This is a genomic window from Aquirufa esocilacus, from assembly GCF_042715595.1.
GTDB lineage: Bacteria > Bacteroidota > Bacteroidia > Cytophagales > Spirosomataceae > Aquirufa > Aquirufa esocilacus.
Genome location: NZ_JBBKXX010000001.1, coordinates 946,119 through 963,759 on the forward strand (window position 1 = coordinate 946,119; position 17,641 = coordinate 963,759).

The 17,641-nt window shown below is 38.9% G+C and carries 16 protein-coding genes; 4 read left to right on the top strand and 12 right to left on the bottom strand.

What is annotated here, in order from left to right; translation table 11 throughout:
• Positions 1 to 4: 4 nt before the first annotated feature.
• Positions 5 to 1,231, top strand: a complete 1,227-nt coding sequence (locus tag SKC37_RS04165) for a type IX secretion system plug protein (protein WP_377980243.1) — start codon at positions 5 to 7, stop codon at positions 1,229 to 1,231.
• A gap of 60 nt (positions 1,232 to 1,291) precedes the next feature.
• On the opposite strand, the gene ychF is transcribed toward SKC37_RS04165, so the two are convergent.
• Entirely contained in the window at positions 1,292 to 2,395 is a 1,104-nt protein-coding gene (gene ychF, locus SKC37_RS04170) for a redox-regulated ATPase YchF (RefSeq protein WP_377980244.1), read from the bottom strand.
• Between the two features lie 90 nt (positions 2,396 to 2,485).
• The gene (locus tag SKC37_RS04175) at positions 2,486 to 2,803 is read right to left on the bottom strand and encodes a DUF3276 family protein (protein ID WP_130896782.1); all 318 of its coding nucleotides are present in this window, start codon (positions 2,801 to 2,803) and stop codon (positions 2,486 to 2,488) included.
• A gap of 152 nt (positions 2,804 to 2,955) precedes the next feature.
• Between SKC37_RS04175 and SKC37_RS04180 the strand changes: the two genes are divergently transcribed.
• A complete protein-coding gene (locus SKC37_RS04180) occupies positions 2,956 to 3,474 on the top strand; it encodes a septal ring lytic transglycosylase RlpA family protein (RefSeq protein ID WP_377980245.1) in 519 nt (172 codons plus the stop codon).
• A 2-nt stretch (positions 3,475 to 3,476) separates the two neighbouring features.
• Here the strand turns inward: SKC37_RS04180 and SKC37_RS04185 are convergent, their stop codons facing one another.
• Positions 3,477 to 4,865, bottom strand: a complete 1,389-nt coding sequence (locus SKC37_RS04185; RefSeq protein ID WP_377980246.1) for a DUF4369 domain-containing protein — start codon at positions 4,863 to 4,865, stop codon at positions 3,477 to 3,479.
• Positions 4,866 to 4,905: 40 nt separating this feature from the next.
• Between SKC37_RS04185 and SKC37_RS04190 the strand changes: the two genes are divergently transcribed.
• Positions 4,906 to 5,652: a YdcF family protein gene (locus SKC37_RS04190; RefSeq protein WP_377980247.1), complete on the top strand. Its 747-nt coding sequence runs from the start codon at positions 4,906 to 4,908 to the stop codon at positions 5,650 to 5,652.
• Here SKC37_RS04190 and pfkA read toward each other — a convergent pair.
• Positions 5,649 to 6,623, bottom strand: a complete 975-nt coding sequence (gene pfkA, locus SKC37_RS04195; RefSeq protein WP_377980248.1) for a 6-phosphofructokinase — start codon at positions 6,621 to 6,623, stop codon at positions 5,649 to 5,651. The two genes, SKC37_RS04190 and pfkA, sit on opposite strands and share 4 nt — an antisense overlap.
• A 136-nt stretch (positions 6,624 to 6,759) precedes the next feature.
• On the opposite strand from pfkA, the gene SKC37_RS04200 reads away from it, so the two are divergent.
• Positions 6,760 to 7,824: a M42 family metallopeptidase gene (locus SKC37_RS04200; RefSeq protein WP_377980249.1), complete on the top strand. Its 1,065-nt coding sequence runs from the start codon at positions 6,760 to 6,762 to the stop codon at positions 7,822 to 7,824.
• 142 nt (positions 7,825 to 7,966) lie between these two features.
• On the opposite strand, the gene SKC37_RS04205 is transcribed toward SKC37_RS04200, so the two are convergent.
• The 8 genes from SKC37_RS04205 to SKC37_RS04240 form a co-directional block, all read right to left on the bottom strand.
• Complete coding sequence (locus SKC37_RS04205; protein WP_377980250.1) at positions 7,967 to 10,063, bottom strand: S9 family peptidase; 2,097 nt, start codon at positions 10,061 to 10,063, stop codon at positions 7,967 to 7,969.
• Between the two features lie 72 nt (positions 10,064 to 10,135).
• On the bottom strand, positions 10,136 to 11,209 hold the full coding sequence (gene leuB, locus SKC37_RS04210; RefSeq protein ID WP_377980251.1) for a 3-isopropylmalate dehydrogenase: 1,074 nt from the start codon (positions 11,207 to 11,209) through the stop codon (positions 10,136 to 10,138).
• 11 nt (positions 11,210 to 11,220) lie between these two features.
• Positions 11,221 to 12,714, bottom strand: coding sequence for an alpha-isopropylmalate synthase regulatory domain-containing protein (locus SKC37_RS04215; RefSeq protein ID WP_377980252.1), 1,494 nt, complete (start codon positions 12,712 to 12,714; stop codon positions 11,221 to 11,223).
• Positions 12,715 to 12,739: 25 nt separating this feature from the next.
• Entirely contained in the window at positions 12,740 to 13,330 is a 591-nt protein-coding gene (leuD, locus tag SKC37_RS04220) for a 3-isopropylmalate dehydratase small subunit (RefSeq protein WP_377980253.1), read from the bottom strand.
• 21 nt (positions 13,331 to 13,351) lie between these two features.
• Positions 13,352 to 14,755: a 3-isopropylmalate dehydratase large subunit gene (leuC, locus tag SKC37_RS04225; protein WP_377980254.1), complete on the bottom strand. Its 1,404-nt coding sequence runs from the start codon at positions 14,753 to 14,755 to the stop codon at positions 13,352 to 13,354.
• Positions 14,756 to 14,873: 118 nt separating this feature from the next.
• The gene (locus tag SKC37_RS04230; protein ID WP_377980255.1) at positions 14,874 to 15,890 is read right to left on the bottom strand and encodes a GntR family transcriptional regulator; all 1,017 of its coding nucleotides are present in this window, start codon (positions 15,888 to 15,890) and stop codon (positions 14,874 to 14,876) included.
• Complete coding sequence (rhaT, locus tag SKC37_RS04235) at positions 15,890 to 16,942, bottom strand: L-rhamnose/proton symporter RhaT (RefSeq protein WP_377980256.1); 1,053 nt, start codon at positions 16,940 to 16,942, stop codon at positions 15,890 to 15,892. Before rhaT ends, SKC37_RS04230 begins: the two co-directional genes overlap by 1 nt.
• A 181-nt stretch (positions 16,943 to 17,123) precedes the next feature.
• Positions 17,124 to 17,639, bottom strand: a complete 516-nt coding sequence (locus SKC37_RS04240; RefSeq protein ID WP_377980257.1) for a T9SS type A sorting domain-containing protein — start codon at positions 17,637 to 17,639, stop codon at positions 17,124 to 17,126.
• Between the last annotated feature and the right edge of the window lie 2 nt (positions 17,640 to 17,641).

The window sequence follows — 17,641 nt, forward strand, 5'->3', positions numbered from 1 at the left end:
TGAAATGAAGACCTATATCTCGCTTTTGCTATTTCTAGGTCTTCCTTTTTCTATCTTTTCTCAGATAGCCTCTAGAATTCACCATTCTAACATTCATACGGCTTTTGTTCAAACATCGGATAAATACATTCATCCGAATGTTGTTCTACATCTAGGCTCTTCCACAGAGGCTACGTTACAATTTGATGACCTAAGCTTATCTTACCCGTCTTATTATTTTAGAATCATTCATTGTCAATCAGATTGGAAACCATCACCACTATCTGATATCGAGTATCTTGCTGACTTTAATGATATTCCTTTACGAAATCCTGAATCTTCTTTAGGGACTAAAGTCCCCTATTTACATTATTCAGTACCTATTCCATCCCTAAAAGTAAGCGGGAATTACATAGCGATGGTTTACAACAAGCGAAACAAAAAAGATACAATGCTTTGTGTCCGATTCTCCGTAGCAGAACAGCTGGTCAAAGTACAAACGTCTGTATCATTTGCCAAAACCAATTCCTTACGAACCAGCCACCAAAGTGTCGATTTCAAATTAACTATACCGCCTATCTTAAATTTTTCAGGGGATGATCAAATGAATATTCAAATTCGTCAAAATCATTCTTCTGAAAATCTGCTTAAAAAGCTCCCTAACGGACAATTCAATCCACAAGAGAATAGTTTATCATTCCCATTCTTTGACCAAGAAAATGCTTTTCCGGGCTCAAACGAATTTAGACTTATCGATCTGCGTAGTTCGCAACAGAAACTTTCATTTGTAGACCACATTCTTACAGATGAGAAAATAAACCGTATCACGGCACAAATCGAGCAAGCCCAAGGTTTGTATTCTTACGTTCAACGAAATGATCTAAACGGCGCTTATGTCATAGAATCCTACGAAAACCGGGAAAATTCCTTACAAGCGGATTATGTACAATGTACCTTTCAATTAAAGCCTCAGGATTCATTTCAAGAGGCGTATGTAGTGGGTGGGTTTACTGATTTCAAATCCACCATACCTTTAATATTAAACACCAATACCGGTTTATTGGAAGCAACTGAAATGTTAAAACAAGGTATTTATAATTACCAATTTAAATGCAAAAATCCCTCCAATACCATATTAGAGGGAAATTATGCTCAAACCGAAAACCTGTACGAGGTCCTTATTTATTATCAAAAACCGGGCACAAGGTACGACTCGCTAGTGGGGTATTCGTCAGTTGTCAGTGGACAGTAAATAGTGGACAGTGGGCAGTCGCTAGTCCGGAGGCAATGAGTCCGAAGGTTACAGAGAATTCTAGACGTTAAAACGGAAGTGCATAATGTCTCCATCTTGCACCACATATTCTTTACCCTCTACACTTAATTTACCTGCTTCTTTGCAACCAGCTTCCGTCTTATAAGCTACATAATCTGCTAACTTAATGACCTCTGCACGGATGAAGCCACGTTCAAAATCTGTGTGAATGACACCGGCTGCTGCAGGTGCTTTCCAACCCTTTTGAATTGTCCAAGCGCGCACTTCTTGCACACCAGCCGTGAAATAGGTAATCAGGTTTAATAAATGATAGGAACTACGAATCAATTTATCTAAACCAGATTCCTTTAAACCATATTCTTCTAGGAACATAGCGCGATCATCTAAATCCTCCATTTCAGCAATCTGCGCTTCTAAAGCTGCACAAACTACGACCACTTCCGCATTCTCTGGGGCTACATTCGCTTTTAATTCATCTACATATTGATTACCACCCGCAGCAATAGAAGCTTCATCTACGTTTGCAACATAAATAACTGGCTTGTCGGTTAATAAATATAAATCACCGATCGCTGTTTGGCGAAGTTCATCATCCATAACCACCGTACGAGCTGATTTACCTTCCTCTAAGGTGGCTTTAAATTGTTGCAATGCGGCTAATTCCGCCTTAGCTTTTGCATCCCCTGCTTTAGCCGCGCGTTCTGTTTTAGAGATCTTTTTATCGACAGAATCCAAATCCTTAATCTGTAATTCAAGATCAATAATTTCTTTATCACTTACAGGATTTACACGACCCTCCACGTGAACGATATTTTCATCCTCAAAACAACGAACCACATGAATAATTGCGTCTACTTCTCGGATATTAGCTAAAAATTTATTTCCCAAACCAGCTCCAGTCGAAGCTCCTTTTACTAAACCAGCAATATCTGTAAATTCTATAACCGTAGGTAAAATGCGGTTTGGATTTACTAATTCAGCTAATACGTTCAAACGATTATCCGGTACTGTCACAATCCCCACATTGGGCTCAATTGTACAAAACGGATAATTTGCCGCTTCTGCCTTATTAGAAGAAATAGCACTAAACAAAGTTGATTTACCTACATTAGGTAATCCGACAATTCCACAAGTTAATCCCATAGTAATTTTTAAAATGAAAGCACAAAAGTACGGTTAAAAATCAAAAAGCCCCTGATTTCTCAGAGGCTTTTTCGAATATTTCAAAGATAATTATTCCCATTTCAACTCACTGTTACCAAACTCATCTTCATCCCGATTAAAAGATGAAAAATCAACATCTGGCATCAACTCAGTCTTCACATGATTGACCGCCTCATTTAAACCCTCGATAAATTTGTCAAAATCCTCTTTGTATAAAAACATCTTGTGTTTCTCATACACAAATCCATCTTCTTTTTGGTGTCTACGGCTTTCAGTTATAGTAATGTAATAATCTTGTGAGCGTGTCGACTTTACATCAAAAAAATACGTTCTCTTTCCTGCCCGAATGCGTTTAGAAAATAATTCCTCTCTATCTCTTTCTTCCACTGGTATTAAAATTATGGTTTGACAATGTGTAAATCTACTATTTATTCTCACACACTCAAAAAAAATCCAAAGAATTAAGTAAGCTACAAAGTTGCTCTCATTTTTAAAAACCAATATAAACTGCCATCTTTACCCCGGCCAAACCAATTATAATGATAAAAATACTATCAATAATACTATTGATCTTTGCCAGTTTACCACTAAATACATTTTCACAAGACTTAGGGGATGAAAAGGTGGGTATTGCCTCCTATTATGCTACCTTTTTTTATGGTAGAAAAACTTCCAGTGGAGAAAGATTAAATAAAACTGATTTAACAGCTGCACATCGAAAATTCCCCTTTAACACCTTAGTCGAAGTCACTAATCTAGGAAATAGAAAAGCGGTTATAGTTAGAATAAATGATAGAGGGCCCTATAGCAAAGGTCGAATAATTGACTTATCTCATGCTGCCGCAAAACAAATTGGATTAACTAAGGCGGGTTTAGCACGTGTCAATATAAAAGTAGTCGGATTTGAAAATGAATTAATGCTAATCCCCTATCAAAAATTATCCTTAGAAAGCACGCCAAAATTCAGCCGAAACTTCTATCAAAAATCACGTCTAAAATACAAGACACACTACAAAATAAAGAAAAATGTCAAGCACAAAAAGTATATTAAACACTAATGTTATTTGCGTCTGGTTTCTAAATACTGAATAAAATCCTTTAAATTCTCCACAGGAATACGCTTCCCAACAATCTTCTTTTGTTGATCTAATACATAGACGACAGGCGTTGAATAGACATCAAATGTATTTCTAAAATCAGTATAGTATTCTTCTTTGCCTGTTTTGGGATTTAAATGAATATCAATTCCATTCACCCAAGAACTAAAATTAAATTCAGTAATAAATTTTTTCCAGGCATCCTTGTCCCTAACAATAGAACAAGCTACAACCCCCACATTTTTGGCTTTAAAATAGTCGGTTAAGGCCACTAACTTGGGTGCTTCCTGTTTGCAATGACTGCAATCTGGATCATAAACAAATACAACAGTATATTTATGAGTCAACGAATTAAAATTTATTTCTTTACCTGCGACATCTGTTAAATGCATTTTAGGAAAAGGTTTACCCAGCAGTAAAGGCTTTATAATATCAATTCGTTCTTTCATTCGCCTAACCGTACTGGTATCCCACAGTGCAGGCTCACCGATATAGTATTTCTCAGCTAAATGCACAAAAGCTCCATCGGTTCCTAAAATAGGATTGTTTTCATACGTGCTGGCAATTTTATATATGATATAGCGACGTACATCGGTATCTGTAGCTTTGGCCAAAATCAAATCCGATTCTCTCGCTATCGAATCAGTATCCTGAACCACTAAATCTTTAAAGAAACGCTCTAATTTTCGCTGCAAAAAAGGAGTACGGACCATTCGTTCATCTGTTAAATCCATGCCATCAAAAAAATGTTTTTTAAAGTATTGGTACTGATACATTTGCATTTTAGTCGTATCTGATTTGGACTTCAAAACACCTGAATAAGTCGGTATTTCAGGATCAAAAGAGGATTCAATTAATTTCGATACAAATAAGGACGCATTCGCCTTTTTCCATTGCTGCTGAAATTGTTGCACCTCCCGCTGTAAAGGTATTCTAGCATCTAACGAAAGGGATGGCTGATTTATCTGAGTATACAATTCATTCATCTTGCGCTGAAAGGTATAGAATGCCGTATTTTCATCCGAATTTTGAAATACAATAGACTTTAAAATATCAGTAGTGTCCAAGCTAAAAGAAAAATTAGCTTCCTCCATCACCACATCAATATATTTGGATTTCAAAAATGAAATAAGGTATAAACCTTTAGGTAAAGATGCTGAACCTTGGAAATTAAACTCCCCCTCCTCATTCGCTATCACGGTATCTTTAATGACCTGCTGATTATAGCCAAAATAATGCGCTAAATAGACCTCTGATTTAGATAAGCCTTTAATTCTCCCCTTTATATCATACTGCGCAAAGCTGTTAGTGACAAATAAGAAAATAAAGAGAATAGAACTGACTACTTTCATAACTTTAGGATAAATTTGTGAGTACGCATCCAAATTTACAATGTTTTTTATCCTTTCTAAAATCCTAGACTTCTTACTTCAACCACTATGTTGGATTTTTGTCTTATTAGGTTTTGCCTATTTTAGTCGATATACAAAACAATTAATCATCATCACCTTTAGCTTACTCCTATTGATGAGCAACGGTTGGTTTGTAAACCAATGTTATTTAGCTTATGAAAGTCCACAAGTTAAATTAACCCAAAACTACCAATGGTGCGTCATCTTAGGAGGCGGAATGATGCGGGCTGGGGATGGATATCGAACCGGGGAAACAGCCGATCGCTTTATTCAGCCTCTTTTATTATACAAAAAAGGTATCGTCAAAAAACTCCTTATCACAGGCGGCAATGTCAATATCAAAGGCCTAAAAATCGATGCAACGCAGGAAAGCAAAAAAGTTAAACAAGTATTAATAGCTATGGGCGTGAAAGAAGAGGATATTTTTTTAGAAGAAAAGGCGAGAAATACGCATGAAAATGCGGTCAACACGAAGAAAATGCTCCAACCCTATTTAACAGAAAGGATAGTACTAGTAACCTCAGCGATGCATATGCCTAGGGCGAAAGCTTGTTATCTTAAAGAGGGATTTCTCGTGGATGATTTCCCAGCTGATATAAAGAAAAAGGATACCTATTCGGGTATCCTTGATCGTATTATTCCTGAAGAACGAAACCTAACAAAACTCGCTGAATTGATTCGAGAAATCGCGGGATTCATTATTTATAAATCGATGGGATTTGCCTAAGATGACAAAATCTCTACCATGCGAATTAAATCCTCAGAGACAGGCTTCTTCTTAGTGATGGTATCATGAAACGGCGTATAAATCAATTGATTATTAACTACCCCCGCCATCACATTTTTCTCTCCCCGCAAAAGACCCTCTAAAGCACCTAAGCCAAGTCTACTAGCCAAAATACGGTCATACGCTGTAGGAATTCCTCCACGCTGAATATGGCCTAAAGTGGTTACGCGAATATCTAAATTCTCGTCCATTTTATCTTTAATATTTTTAGCCACTATCTGCGCGTTTCCTTCTTCATCTCCTTCTGCCACAATAACAATGGAAGATGATTTTTTCTTGTCAAATCCTTTTTGAAGAATCGCCGCAATTTCATCTACCGAAGTCAAATTTTCTGGAATCATCACTGATTCTGCTCCACCAGCAATGGCACATTGAATAGCAATATAACCTGAATCACGCCCCATTACTTCGATAAAAAAGACACGATCATGTGAATCTGCCGTATCCCGAATTTTATCCACTGCATCTAGGGCAGTATTCACTGCCGTATCAAATCCAATCGTATAATCGGTACCATATAAATCATTATCAATCGTACCAGGGGCACCTACCGTAGGTATTTTATATTCATTATAGAAAATTTCAGCACCAGTGAATGTACCATTTCCACCTATAGCCACTAAGCCCTCTATACCTAATTCTTGTAATTTATCGTAAGCCTTTTTTCGACCCTCTGCCGTCATGAACTCCTTAGAGCGAGCAGACTTTAAAATAGTTCCTCCACGTTGTATTATATTACTTACGGATTGAGAATTTAAAGGAATGATATCTCCTTTAATCATTCCATTATAGCCTCTAACAATTCCATACACCTCCACACCGTGGTAGGCAGCCCCTCTTACAATGGCACGAATGCAAGCATTCATTCCGGGCGCATCCCCTCCTGACGTAAATACAGCTATTTTCTTCATCTCTAGTATTTATAATTTCTTAGACCTATTAATCTATCAAAAATACAATCTTTCTCTCTTTTTACCTCAAAATTTGACATTAAAAATGCAATAAAAACGTAAATTTGAGACTTAGACAATTAAAATTAGATCACACATGAACGCAAACGAATTTTTATACTCCTATTTAAATAATGCTTCGCCTACCGGCTTTGAGGCTAGTGGACAAAAAATTTGGCTAGATTATATTCAACCCTTTATAGATGAAAAAATTATAGATACCTATGGTACAGCTGTAGGTGTCATCAATCCAGGTCAGCCTTACAAAGTGGTCATTGAAGCTCATGCGGATGAAATCTCTTGGTTTGTGAACTATATCGATGATAACGGTTATTTATTTCTACGCAGAAATGGAGGGTCAGATGCTTTAATTGCTCCCTCTATGAGAGCCAATATTCATACCAAGGATAAGGTCGTCAAAGGTATTTTTGGGTGGCCAGCCATACACGTAAGAGACATTGCCAAAGACAAGGCTCCTAGTATCTCAGATATATTTATCGACTGTGGTGCTTCCAATAAGAAAGAAGTGGAGGAAATGGGTATTCACGTAGGGACGGTTGTTACTTTCGAGGATGGTTTAATGGAATTGAATGGCAAATATTTAGTGGGACGTGCCTTGGACAACAGAATCGGCGGTTATATGATTGCTGAAGTAGCTAGAAGACTGAAAGAGAATAACATTACCCTACCCTACACGTTGTATGTGGTTAATTCTGTTCAAGAGGAAATTGGATTACGTGGAGCTGAAATGATCGTTCGCAGATTGAAGCCAGATTTGGCATTCATTACTGATGTGACTCATGATACTCAGTCACCAATGTACAATAAAAAAACACAAGGCGATATGGCTTGTGGAAAAGGCCCCGTTATCTGTTATGGACCAGCCGTTCAAAACAATGTCCGTGATTTTATCATCGAAATAGCGGAAGAAAATAAGATTGATTTCCAAAGACAAGCGGTATCTCGCTCTACCGGAACTGATACTGATTCATTTGCTTATGCCACAGAGGGCGTTGCATCCGCTTTAATTAGTTTACCATTGAAATACATGCATACAACAGTGGAAACTATTGCTAAAGACGATATGAATGCGGTAATCGATTTAATCTATCAGTGTTTATTGAAAGTAAAAGGAAATGAGGATTGGAGGTATTTTAATTAGTCGATAGTCGGCAGTTGACAGTCGGCAATGGACAGAATTTAGTAAATTATAGAGTAAAGAGTAGTGATGTTTAATATCTCTACTCTTTTTTTGCTACTTGCAACTGCCTTCTGCCAACTGTCAACTGCCCACTGGTTTCTGACTACTGTATTTTCAAATACCTCGCAAAGAACTCATACGTCCTCAACATTTGATCAAGGCGTTGGCGGTTATTACCTGAACGTGTTAATTCGTGTGTTCCACCTGGATGACGCACATATTCAACGTCACGACCTAATACCTTTAGACTTTTGTAGAGCATTTCACTTTGAATCACTCCTGTACGCAAATCATTCTCACCGTGGAAAATTAACAGCGGGGTTTTGATATTTTGTACATACGTATAAGGCGATTCGCGGTCTAAAATTGCTTTCGTTGTTTTTTCCCAAGGATAACCTCCAAAATAATTAGGCACTAAACGCCAGGCATTTCCTTCACCCATAAAAGTAGATAACTCATAAACGCCACGTTGTGCACACGCTACTTTGAAACGATTCGTATGACTTACAATCCAAGAAACAAGGTAGCCCGCGTATGAACCACCTGTGACGGCAAGTTGAGTGGTATCTGCCCAACCCTCCGCAATAGTTAAATCTAACGCTTTCATTACATCAGCAGTTGGTCCTGCACCCCAATCTTTCACATTAGCCGCCAAAAAATCTGAACCATAGCCACCAGAGCCGCGAGGGTTTGCATAGACTACACCCATTCCTTTGGCTGCATAATACTGAAATTCATGCCACATGCTTGCTTCTCCGGTGCCCCACATCGCAGAGGGTCCGCCATGAATTTCTAACACTACAGGATATTTCTTACCTGATTCGTAATCCGTAGGTTTCATTACCCAATAATCTACTTTATAGCCTTTCGCATTTGTAAAGGCATGTTTAGTAGGTCGAACTATATTTTTAGAAGCCAACCAACCTGTATTCAATGAAGTATATGTGCGAACAGAATCAGCAGACTGTTGGTATATTTCTGAGGGGTTTTCAATCCCTGTTTTGGCATACACAAAACCTGAATTAGTCACATCAAATCCTAAAACACCTGAGTTGTTGTCTGTTAATTGCTTAACCTGTTTAGTAGATAAATCAAAAACGAAAAGAGGCGCACCACCTTGATTTTGAGCTGTAAAATACAGCTTGCTCTCATCTGAAGACCATTTAACCTGCGTAACCACGCGATCAATAAGAACCTTAACAATCTGAGATGGATTCGTCAACGAAATTATTTGTAAGGTGGCATTTTGCACTCCTGTTGATTTAGCTTCTTGGAAGACCAACCATTTTTCAGATGGAGATAAGGCCAAATTGGACATTTTATATCCCGCTTTTTGGTAAATCACCTTTGACCCAAAACCAATATATGAATCCAGGACTTTATCAGGATGAGCCAATGAATCAGCTGGCACTATTGCGTAGATACCATTTGAAGCGAATTCCACATCTGACCAACGCTGGAATGGGTTGTTTAATAAAACAGGCTTACCCGTCAAACTAGTTTTAAAATAAGCTGGCAAAGGCAACTCAGAAGTGGTAGTACTCTCTTCTTGGAAATTTAAGCGATTGATGACTTTAGCCTTCTTATCTACTTCATTCTGAGCTAGGTAAGCTCTCACTTCGTCTAAGTTGCCGTTTGGATTTGCTTTTGATTTCTTAGCTACACCTAAAAGCATGGGCTTCTCCAAAGTCCAAGAGGGTAACAAACCTTTCTTATTATAGACCGAATCCACCAGGAACTCCTTCGCGGTAAATGAAGATTGGAAATAGATGTCCTGACCTGAAGAAGACCAAACCGGATTGGAAACGGCTAAAGGTAAATTTGTCATCGCCTGTGGCTCCCCTCCTGCTAAATCCAACACATATACCTGAGATTTAGCACCCATATCACGTGTAAAAGCTATTTTACTCCCATCCGGACTCCAGGTCGGTGATGAAATCGAATTCTTTCCGGAGGTTAATGCACGTGATTCACCCGATTGCAAATTACCCAAATACAAATGAGTCTGGTAGACAAAATCGTTCTTCTTTTCAGGATCATCTACAATGGAAGTGACGGTATAGATAAATTGATTTCCTTTCGGAGAAACTAAAGGCTTTCCAGCTGTCTTAATTTTAAGTAAATCGGTGACTTGAATTTTTTCCTTAGGGCTTTGGGCTACTAAAGAAAATGAAAGAAGTACGAATAATAGGTGTTTCATAGATGAAATGTCTAGGTATAAAAAATGCTCAGCATCGCAGGACACTGAGCATAAAAATACGAGTTAATTCGATTAAATCAATTTCAAGATTTCCTCTCCGATCGCATCGGTTCCTAAAATCATCGATTTATCTGTCGTCGCATCAGCGATATCACCTGTACGGAAACCTTTCTTTAATACTTGGTCAACAGCGTTAATAACTACTTCTGACTCCGCTTTCATTCCAAAAGAAATGTCTAACAAAAGAGCGGCAGATAAAACGGACGCCATTGGATTCGCTAAACCTTTACCTGTGATATCGTGTGCAGAACCGTGAATAGGCTCGTAAACACCCGTTCCATCACCAATAGAAGCTGAGGCTAACATGCCCATCGAACCAGCGATTTGAGACGCCTCATCCGTTAAGATATCGCCGAATAAATTCGCTGTAACTACTACGTCAAAACGCTTCGGATCTTTGATCAATAACATAGCCGTTGCGTCTACGAATTGGTATTCCACCGTTACATCAGGGTATTCCAAAGCTAACTTTTGGATGACTTCACGCCATAAACGTGACGACTCTAATACGTTTGCTTTATCGACTGAAACTAAATGCTTTTTACGTGTACGGGCAGCTTCAAAAGCCTTTCGACCGATACGCTCTACTTCGTAACGGCTGTATTCCGCCACGTCATACGCTGTATCACCATTGTTCTTACGACCTTTTTCACCAAAATAAATATCTCCTGTTAATTCACGGAAGAACAAAATGTCCGCTCCTTTTAAAATCTCCGGCTTAATGCTAGACGCACTTAATAATTCATCAAATAACTTGATCGGACGAAGATTCGCGTATAGACCTAATTCCTTACGCATTTTTAACAATCCTTGCTCAGGACGAACTTTTGCTGATGGATCATTATCGTATTTCGGGTGACCTACCGCTCCAAAAAGTACTGCATCAGACGCTTTCATCTTCTCCAACGTTTCGGCTGGCAATGGATCGCCTGTCGCTTCAATCGCCACGTGACCAATTAATGCTTCGTCATAGGTAAAATCATGACCGAACTTTGTCGCAATTTTCTCTAATACTTTCTTTCCTACTTCGGTTACTTCTTGACCTATTCCATCACCTGGAACAATTAAAATATGCTTCTTCGCCATTATTATTTTTATTATATCAAATTCAACATTTTCTGAGTGGCCTTGATCGCTGAAACCGTTTGGTCAGAATCTAAACCTCTCGTAATTAATTCTTTACCTCCATCAGACCACGTAATAATCGTCTCACAAAGCGCATCTGAATCCCCTCCAGGTGGAATGCGTACCGCATAATCCTTCAATACAGGGAGAATTTTACCATGCTTCTCGAAGATAATGCCTAGAGCCTTCATAAAAGCATCATATTGGCCATCTCCTTGTGCATGCTCCTCAAATACATCACCATCAATTGAAATCTTCAAAGTAACGGATGGACGTAAATCTTTCGAATGAGTCAAGACATAGTTCAAAACCTGAACACGCTCTTCAATCGTATTGCTATCTAACACATCAGATATGATGTAAGGGAGATCATTTTGAGTGACTACCTCCTTGCGGTCGCCTAATTCAATGATTCGCTGCGTAACAATCTTTAAATCTTGATCGGACAACTGAATGCCTAAAGCAGCTAAATTATTCTCAATATTCGCTTTACCCGAAGTCTTTCCCAAAGCGTATTTACGCTCACGGCCAAAACGCTCCGGCATCAAATCATTATGGTATAGATTGTTCTTTTTGTCTCCATCCGCGTGAATACCGGCAGTTTGTGTGAAGACATTCTCTCCTACCACTGGCTTATTAACTGGAATACGGAAACCAGAAAAAGTTTCTACTAACTTACTAACTCGGTATAAAGACTTTTCGCAAACAGACGTTTTTACATCCGTTTGGTAATCATTCAAAACCGCGATAACACTAGCTAATGGTGCATTTCCAGCACGTTCACCCATTCCATTCACCGTTAAATGCAAACCGTGAACGCCGCAACGTACTGCTTCTAAGGCATTTGCTGTTCCTAAATCGTAATCGTTGTGTGCGTGAAAATCAAAATGAGTTTTCGGATACTTTGCAATTAACTGCTTAATGAAATCCGATACTTCGTATGGAGTTAAAATCCCTAAGGTATCTGGGAGTAAAACGCGATCCACTGGTTGTGTAGTAAGAAAATCTAAGTATTGAAACACATAGTTTGAACTGTTACGCATTCCATTACTCCAATCCTCTAGATATACATTCACCGATAAGCCTTTCGACTTAGCTAAGGTGATGGTATCTGCTATTTCCTTAAAATGTTGCTCTGGCGTCTTCTTCAGCTGATGTTGCAAATGATTCAAAGAACCTTTGGTCAATAAATTCATCACCTTAGCTCCTGCGTCTAACATCCACTGAACGGAGGTTCCTCCATCAACGAAAGTTAATACCTCCACTTTATCTAGAAATCCGTTAGCAGCGGCCCAAGACGTAATCTTCTTCACAGCCTGAAATTCGCCTTCTGAAACACGCGCTGACGCAATCTCAATACGATCTACCTTTAATTCGGTCAAAAGTAATTGAGCTATGGTTAACTTTTCTGAGGCTGAAAACGATACTCCGCTGGTTTGTTCCCCATCGCGAAGGGTCGTATCCATTATTTCTATGTGGCGTTTCAAAAGATTAGCGGTTTTCGGCAAACGTACTGATCTCCGACTTCATCGCTTGTAAATAATCGATGTCATCGAATCCATTCAATAAATTATTCTTTTTGTACCCATTGATGGCGAACTTTTCAGACGCGCCAGTCGCTACAATCGTAATCGTTTGCTCAGGTAAACTAACCTCTAATTCCGCTTTCGGATCAGCCTCTATTGCGGTGAAAATTTGATGTAAAAATTCCGGGCTCACTTGAACTGGTAAAACACCAACGTTAATTGCATTTCCACGGAAGATATCAGCAAAGAAAGAAGAAACCACACAACGGAAGCCATAATCGTAGATCGCCCAAGCAGCGTGTTCACGTGAAGAACCAGAACCAAAATTCTTTCCTCCTACTAAAATCTTACCTGAATAAGTCGGGTTATTTAATACGAAATCTACCTTAGGAGCATCGTTTTTATCATAACGCCAGTCCCTAAATAAATTATCTCCAAAACCTTTACGCTCTGTAGCCTTTAAGAAACGAGCAGGGATGATTTGATCCGTATCCACATTCTCAATCGGAAGTGGTACTGCAGAACTTTTTAATATGTTAAAACTATCGTAAGCCATATTGCTTTTATTTAATCGATCTTATAAAAATTCTCTAGGGTCTGTTACAACACCTGTGATTGCAGCCGCGGCAGCGACTAAAGGACTCGCTAATAAAGTACGAGAACCCGGTCCTTGACGACCTTCGAAGTTACGATTAGACGTACTCACCGCATATTTACCAGCTGGAATCTTGTCGTCATTCATAGCTAAACACGCAGAACATCCTGGCTGACGTAAAGCAAAACCAGCTTCTGTCAAAATATCGTAAATACCTTCTTCTCTAATCTGTGCTTCCACAATATGAGAACCAGGTACTACCCAAGCCGTTACGTGATCCGCCTTCTTACGACCTTTGACAATCGAAGCAAAGGCACGGAAATCTTCAATACGACCATTCGTACAAGAACCAATGAATACGTAATCCACTTTCTTTCCAATCATGGAATCGTTTTGAGCAAAGCCCATATATTCCAAAGACTTCTCATAAGTCGCTACTCCACCCTCAACGTCATCCGCATTCGGAATTTGCTTAGAGATACCCATTCCCATTCCTGGGTTTGTACCGTAAGTGATCATCGGCTCAATATCTGAAGCTAAGAATGTGATTTCTTCATCAAATGTAGCGCCCGAATCCGTCTTCAACGATTTCCAATAAGCTAATTGCTTATCCCAATCAGTACCTTTAGGAGCTAATTCACGACCTTCGATATAGTCAAATGTTGTTTGATCTGGAGCAATCATTCCACCACGCGCACCCATCTCAATAGATAAATTACAAACCGTCATACGGCCCTCCATTGACATTTTTTCGAACACATCTCCTGCATATTCTACGAAATAACCCGTAGCACCAGAGGTCGTTAATTTAGAAATAATGTATAAGGCAACATCCTTTGGCGTAACTCCCTTCCCTAATGTTCCATTGACATTAATGCGCATTTTCTTAGGCTTAGGCTGCATAATGCACTGAGATGATAGCACCATCTCTACTTCAGAAGTACCAATACCAAAAGCAATCGCACCAAAAGCACCGTGAGTAGAAGTATGAGAATCACCACAAACGATGGTCATACCTGGCAAGGTAATACCATTTTCTGGTCCTACCACGTGCACAATACCATTCTTGGGATTACCTAAACCCCAGTGAGAAATACCGTATTTCGCCGTATTCTTCTCTAACTGCAATAATTGATTCGCAGATAATGGATCTTCTACGGGTAAGTGTTGGTTAATCGTAGGCGTGTTATGATCCGCAGTCGCAAACGTACGCTCTGGGAATAATACGCCTATACCGCGTGTTTCAAGACCTAAAAAGGCTACAGGAGATGTCACTTCGTGAATAAAATGACGGTCAATGAAAAATACATCTGGACCATCAGCAATTTTACGAACGACGTGTGAATCCCATACTTTATCAAATAAGGTTGTTGGGGAATTGCTCATTATATCAATTAGTTTTAAGGCGCTTTTATTATAATTAAGCTACAAAAATGGCGTTTTTTTTGCAAAAATGCAAAGCAAATAGGCTGTTAAAGTAGAATTTTGCCAAATATTATACAAGTCAAAGGGATGCGCGGGAAATAAAAACAAAAGGATTTTGCCATTTAGCCCGCTCATTAGAAAGCACCAATTCGGCTGCTTTTCGACCCAATGTTTCAAAATCCGTCGAAATCGTAGAAATACCGTCAAATAACAAACGCTTGATAGGAGTTTCATTGTACGAGATAATTCCTATATCTTTCCCTAATTGTAACGATTCGTTGCGAATCCGCTCCAGTAAAATTAGTAAATCATCTTCCATTACGGTGATGTATACTTGGCCTACACTTACTGTAACATCAACTAACGATTCCACCACCTCATATTCAAAGGCATAATCCCGGCAAAAATTGATGAATCCTTGAACGATTTCTTTAGGGTAATAACTCTGCGTAGGAAAAACGAGCCGAATTTGCTGATAAGTGACTAATGAATCTTTGGCTTGTTGTAGACTTTGGTAAATATCATGTTCAAAATCTTCATACACTGCCCCAAACTTCCCTTGAATCCCGGGCAATAACTTATCCAATAAAACCAACTTCTCTTTGGGCAAAGAATTAATCAAATCAATTGCCATCTCCTCTCCCTCCACAAAATGAGGAATCAATACCAGGTGCGTATAATCTCGATCGCGACTATCTACAATCTTTTTGAAGAGATTAAAATCGTTATTGTAAATGTAAAAATCAATAGACCCTTGGTCTCCAATCGCCTTAACAAAGGCATCATAAATGATTTTCTTGTGAACACTTAACTTATTAAATAAAAGAAAAATACGTAGGTTTCTGGGCACTTCATCTACCTTAATATAGAAACCCTTTCCTCGAACAGAATCTATAATTCCTTGCTGTTTGAGGTAATTATACCCCTTCTCCACCGTGATCCGAGCCATAAAATGCTCAAAACTTACTTCATTAATCGACGGAAGCAATTCACCCTTATGTATTTTTCCCTGCTGAATTCCTTCAATAATGGCATTCGCTAACTGTCGGTACTTAGGCGTAGAGGAAAATTCATCGATTTGAATCAACTGTAACATTAGTGAATAGAATTACCGATCCCCACAATAATAACTGAAATCAAAATCACTACAATGCCACCTATAACGGTACGCATTGTCTTAGCTGAAACACCTTTCCATTCCTTGAAATAAAGACCCCAGAAATTCGATGTGATGATAATTGTAGCCATGTGTAATATCCAAGAACTCGCGCCATTCCCTAATTTACTCTCCCCCATTCCATAAAAGAAGAATTGCAAAAACCAGGTTGTTCCTGCCACAGCGGCAAAAAGGTAGTTCATGCGAAGTGGCGCTGAAGCATTTACATAATCACCAAAAGTCTTATTCGAAAAATTTAAGTACAGGCAATACACGAAGTTTGTCAAAAATCCTCCCCACAACACCACGATAAAAATGACATTGTTTTGGAACAAGGGATCACAGCCTTTAGCCACCGCAGCATCAGCCATATCCTTACCTGCTTCAATGCCAAAATTAAAGCAAGCCGAACAGAGTCCAGAGATCGTCGCAACAATTAACCCTTTCGTTAAACTAAACTCCTTAATTGTTTCCTGCTTCTGCTCTTGAGATAGCTCATTCTCTTTCATCATTCCTGCTTTACCGCAAAGAAAAATCCCAAAAACACAGACCAAAATCCCCAATAAAACCACTTGACCACCTGTACTTCCTACGATATGAGAAATCGTATCACCTTCCACTCCAGCTAATTCCCGGTAAATAGGCGGAACTAAGGCACCGAAAATACTACATAAACTTAAAGCAATGGACATCCCTAAAGACATCCCTAAATAACGCATGGCTAAACCAAAGGTTAATCCTCCAATTCCCCATAATAACCCAAAAACAAAAGTCCAGAAAAAGGTGTCCGAATCAATCGATTGAATAATTCCCATAAAATCCGGAATGGTTAGCCAAGCCGCCACAACTGGGACAATCAACCAAGAGAATACTCCACCCACTAACCAAGCACTTTCCCAAGACCAAACTTGAATCTTACGGTATGGGATATAAAAACTACCCGAGGCGAAACCGCCTAAAGAATGAAAGAAAAGACCTAAAATCGAACCCATAGTTGCTAGTTTATATTTCCCAAAGTCATCAAGTGTCCAATATTACCCATATTATCAGAAAAGAAATCGAAATTAAACTTTTAACAGTGAACATCTATACTTAGCCTACCTAGGTAAGTAAAATAAAAAAGCTGCAGTAGGAATTATCTCCCACTGCAGCTTTCTTTGAAATTAATTTATACTATTCTTTTACAATCGTTGTTGCAAAAGGCTTTCCTGAGGAAATGACATGTAGTACATATTTACCCACCCGAATACCAGAGAAGTCCGTAAAAACGATTTCCTTAATAGGCGCCTCATACGTATGCTGGTAAATAACAGATCCTAATTGATCATAAATAGCGACAAAAGTGGGCTTAGTGCTTGGCACAGAGAATCCAATAGTCAATTTATCAACAAACGGATTCGGATAAGTAGTGTACGTAATTGGATTTTCTTCTTGCACATTCAACTTAATCCCAGAAGCGGCAATACTGCGTTCTAACAAAGATGGCTGTTTAAATCCTTGACGAACAACCACACCACCATTGGAAGATGTACCAGTCACTGCACTTTGCTGACCTATGATTTGAGAATAATATTTACCATCAACCACCGTTGTAGCACCACCTGCTCCAATGGCAGAACTTATTACTTTTTGGGCATAAACCACTTGCAATACGCACAAAAGGACAATCGTCATTAACACACTTTTCATAA

What these genes read in the sequence shown, in the direction of transcription:
- SKC37_RS04165 (WP_377980243.1), top strand. Translation starts at nt 5, where the DNA reads ATGAAGACCTATATCTCGCTTTTGCTATTTCTAGGTCTTCCTTTTTCT.
- ychF (WP_377980244.1), bottom strand. Translation starts at nt 2,395, where the DNA reads ATGGGATTAACTTGTGGAATTGTCGGATTACCTAATGTAGGTAAATCA.
- SKC37_RS04180 (WP_377980245.1), top strand. Translation starts at nt 2,956, where the DNA reads ATGATAAAAATACTATCAATAATACTATTGATCTTTGCCAGTTTACCA.
- SKC37_RS04185 (WP_377980246.1), bottom strand. Translation starts at nt 4,865, where the DNA reads ATGAAAGTAGTCAGTTCTATTCTCTTTATTTTCTTATTTGTCACTAAC.
- SKC37_RS04190 (WP_377980247.1), top strand. Translation starts at nt 4,906, where the DNA reads ATGTTTTTTATCCTTTCTAAAATCCTAGACTTCTTACTTCAACCACTA.
- pfkA (WP_377980248.1), bottom strand. Translation starts at nt 6,623, where the DNA reads ATGAAGAAAATAGCTGTATTTACGTCAGGAGGGGATGCGCCCGGAATG.
- SKC37_RS04200 (WP_377980249.1), top strand. Translation starts at nt 6,760, where the DNA reads ATGAACGCAAACGAATTTTTATACTCCTATTTAAATAATGCTTCGCCT.
- SKC37_RS04205 (WP_377980250.1), bottom strand. Translation starts at nt 10,063, where the DNA reads ATGAAACACCTATTATTCGTACTTCTTTCATTTTCTTTAGTAGCCCAA.
- leuB (WP_377980251.1), bottom strand. Translation starts at nt 11,209, where the DNA reads ATGGCGAAGAAGCATATTTTAATTGTTCCAGGTGATGGAATAGGTCAA.
- SKC37_RS04215 (WP_377980252.1), bottom strand. Translation starts at nt 12,714, where the DNA reads ATGGATACGACCCTTCGCGATGGGGAACAAACCAGCGGAGTATCGTTT.
- leuD (WP_377980253.1), bottom strand. Translation starts at nt 13,330, where the DNA reads ATGGCTTACGATAGTTTTAACATATTAAAAAGTTCTGCAGTACCACTT.
- leuC (WP_377980254.1), bottom strand. Translation starts at nt 14,755, where the DNA reads ATGAGCAATTCCCCAACAACCTTATTTGATAAAGTATGGGATTCACAC.
- SKC37_RS04230 (WP_377980255.1), bottom strand. Translation starts at nt 15,890, where the DNA reads ATGTTACAGTTGATTCAAATCGATGAATTTTCCTCTACGCCTAAGTAC.
- rhaT (WP_377980256.1), bottom strand. Translation starts at nt 16,942, where the DNA reads ATGGGTTCGATTTTAGGTCTTTTCTTTCATTCTTTAGGCGGTTTCGCC.
- SKC37_RS04240 (WP_377980257.1), bottom strand. Translation starts at nt 17,639, where the DNA reads ATGAAAAGTGTGTTAATGACGATTGTCCTTTTGTGCGTATTGCAAGTG.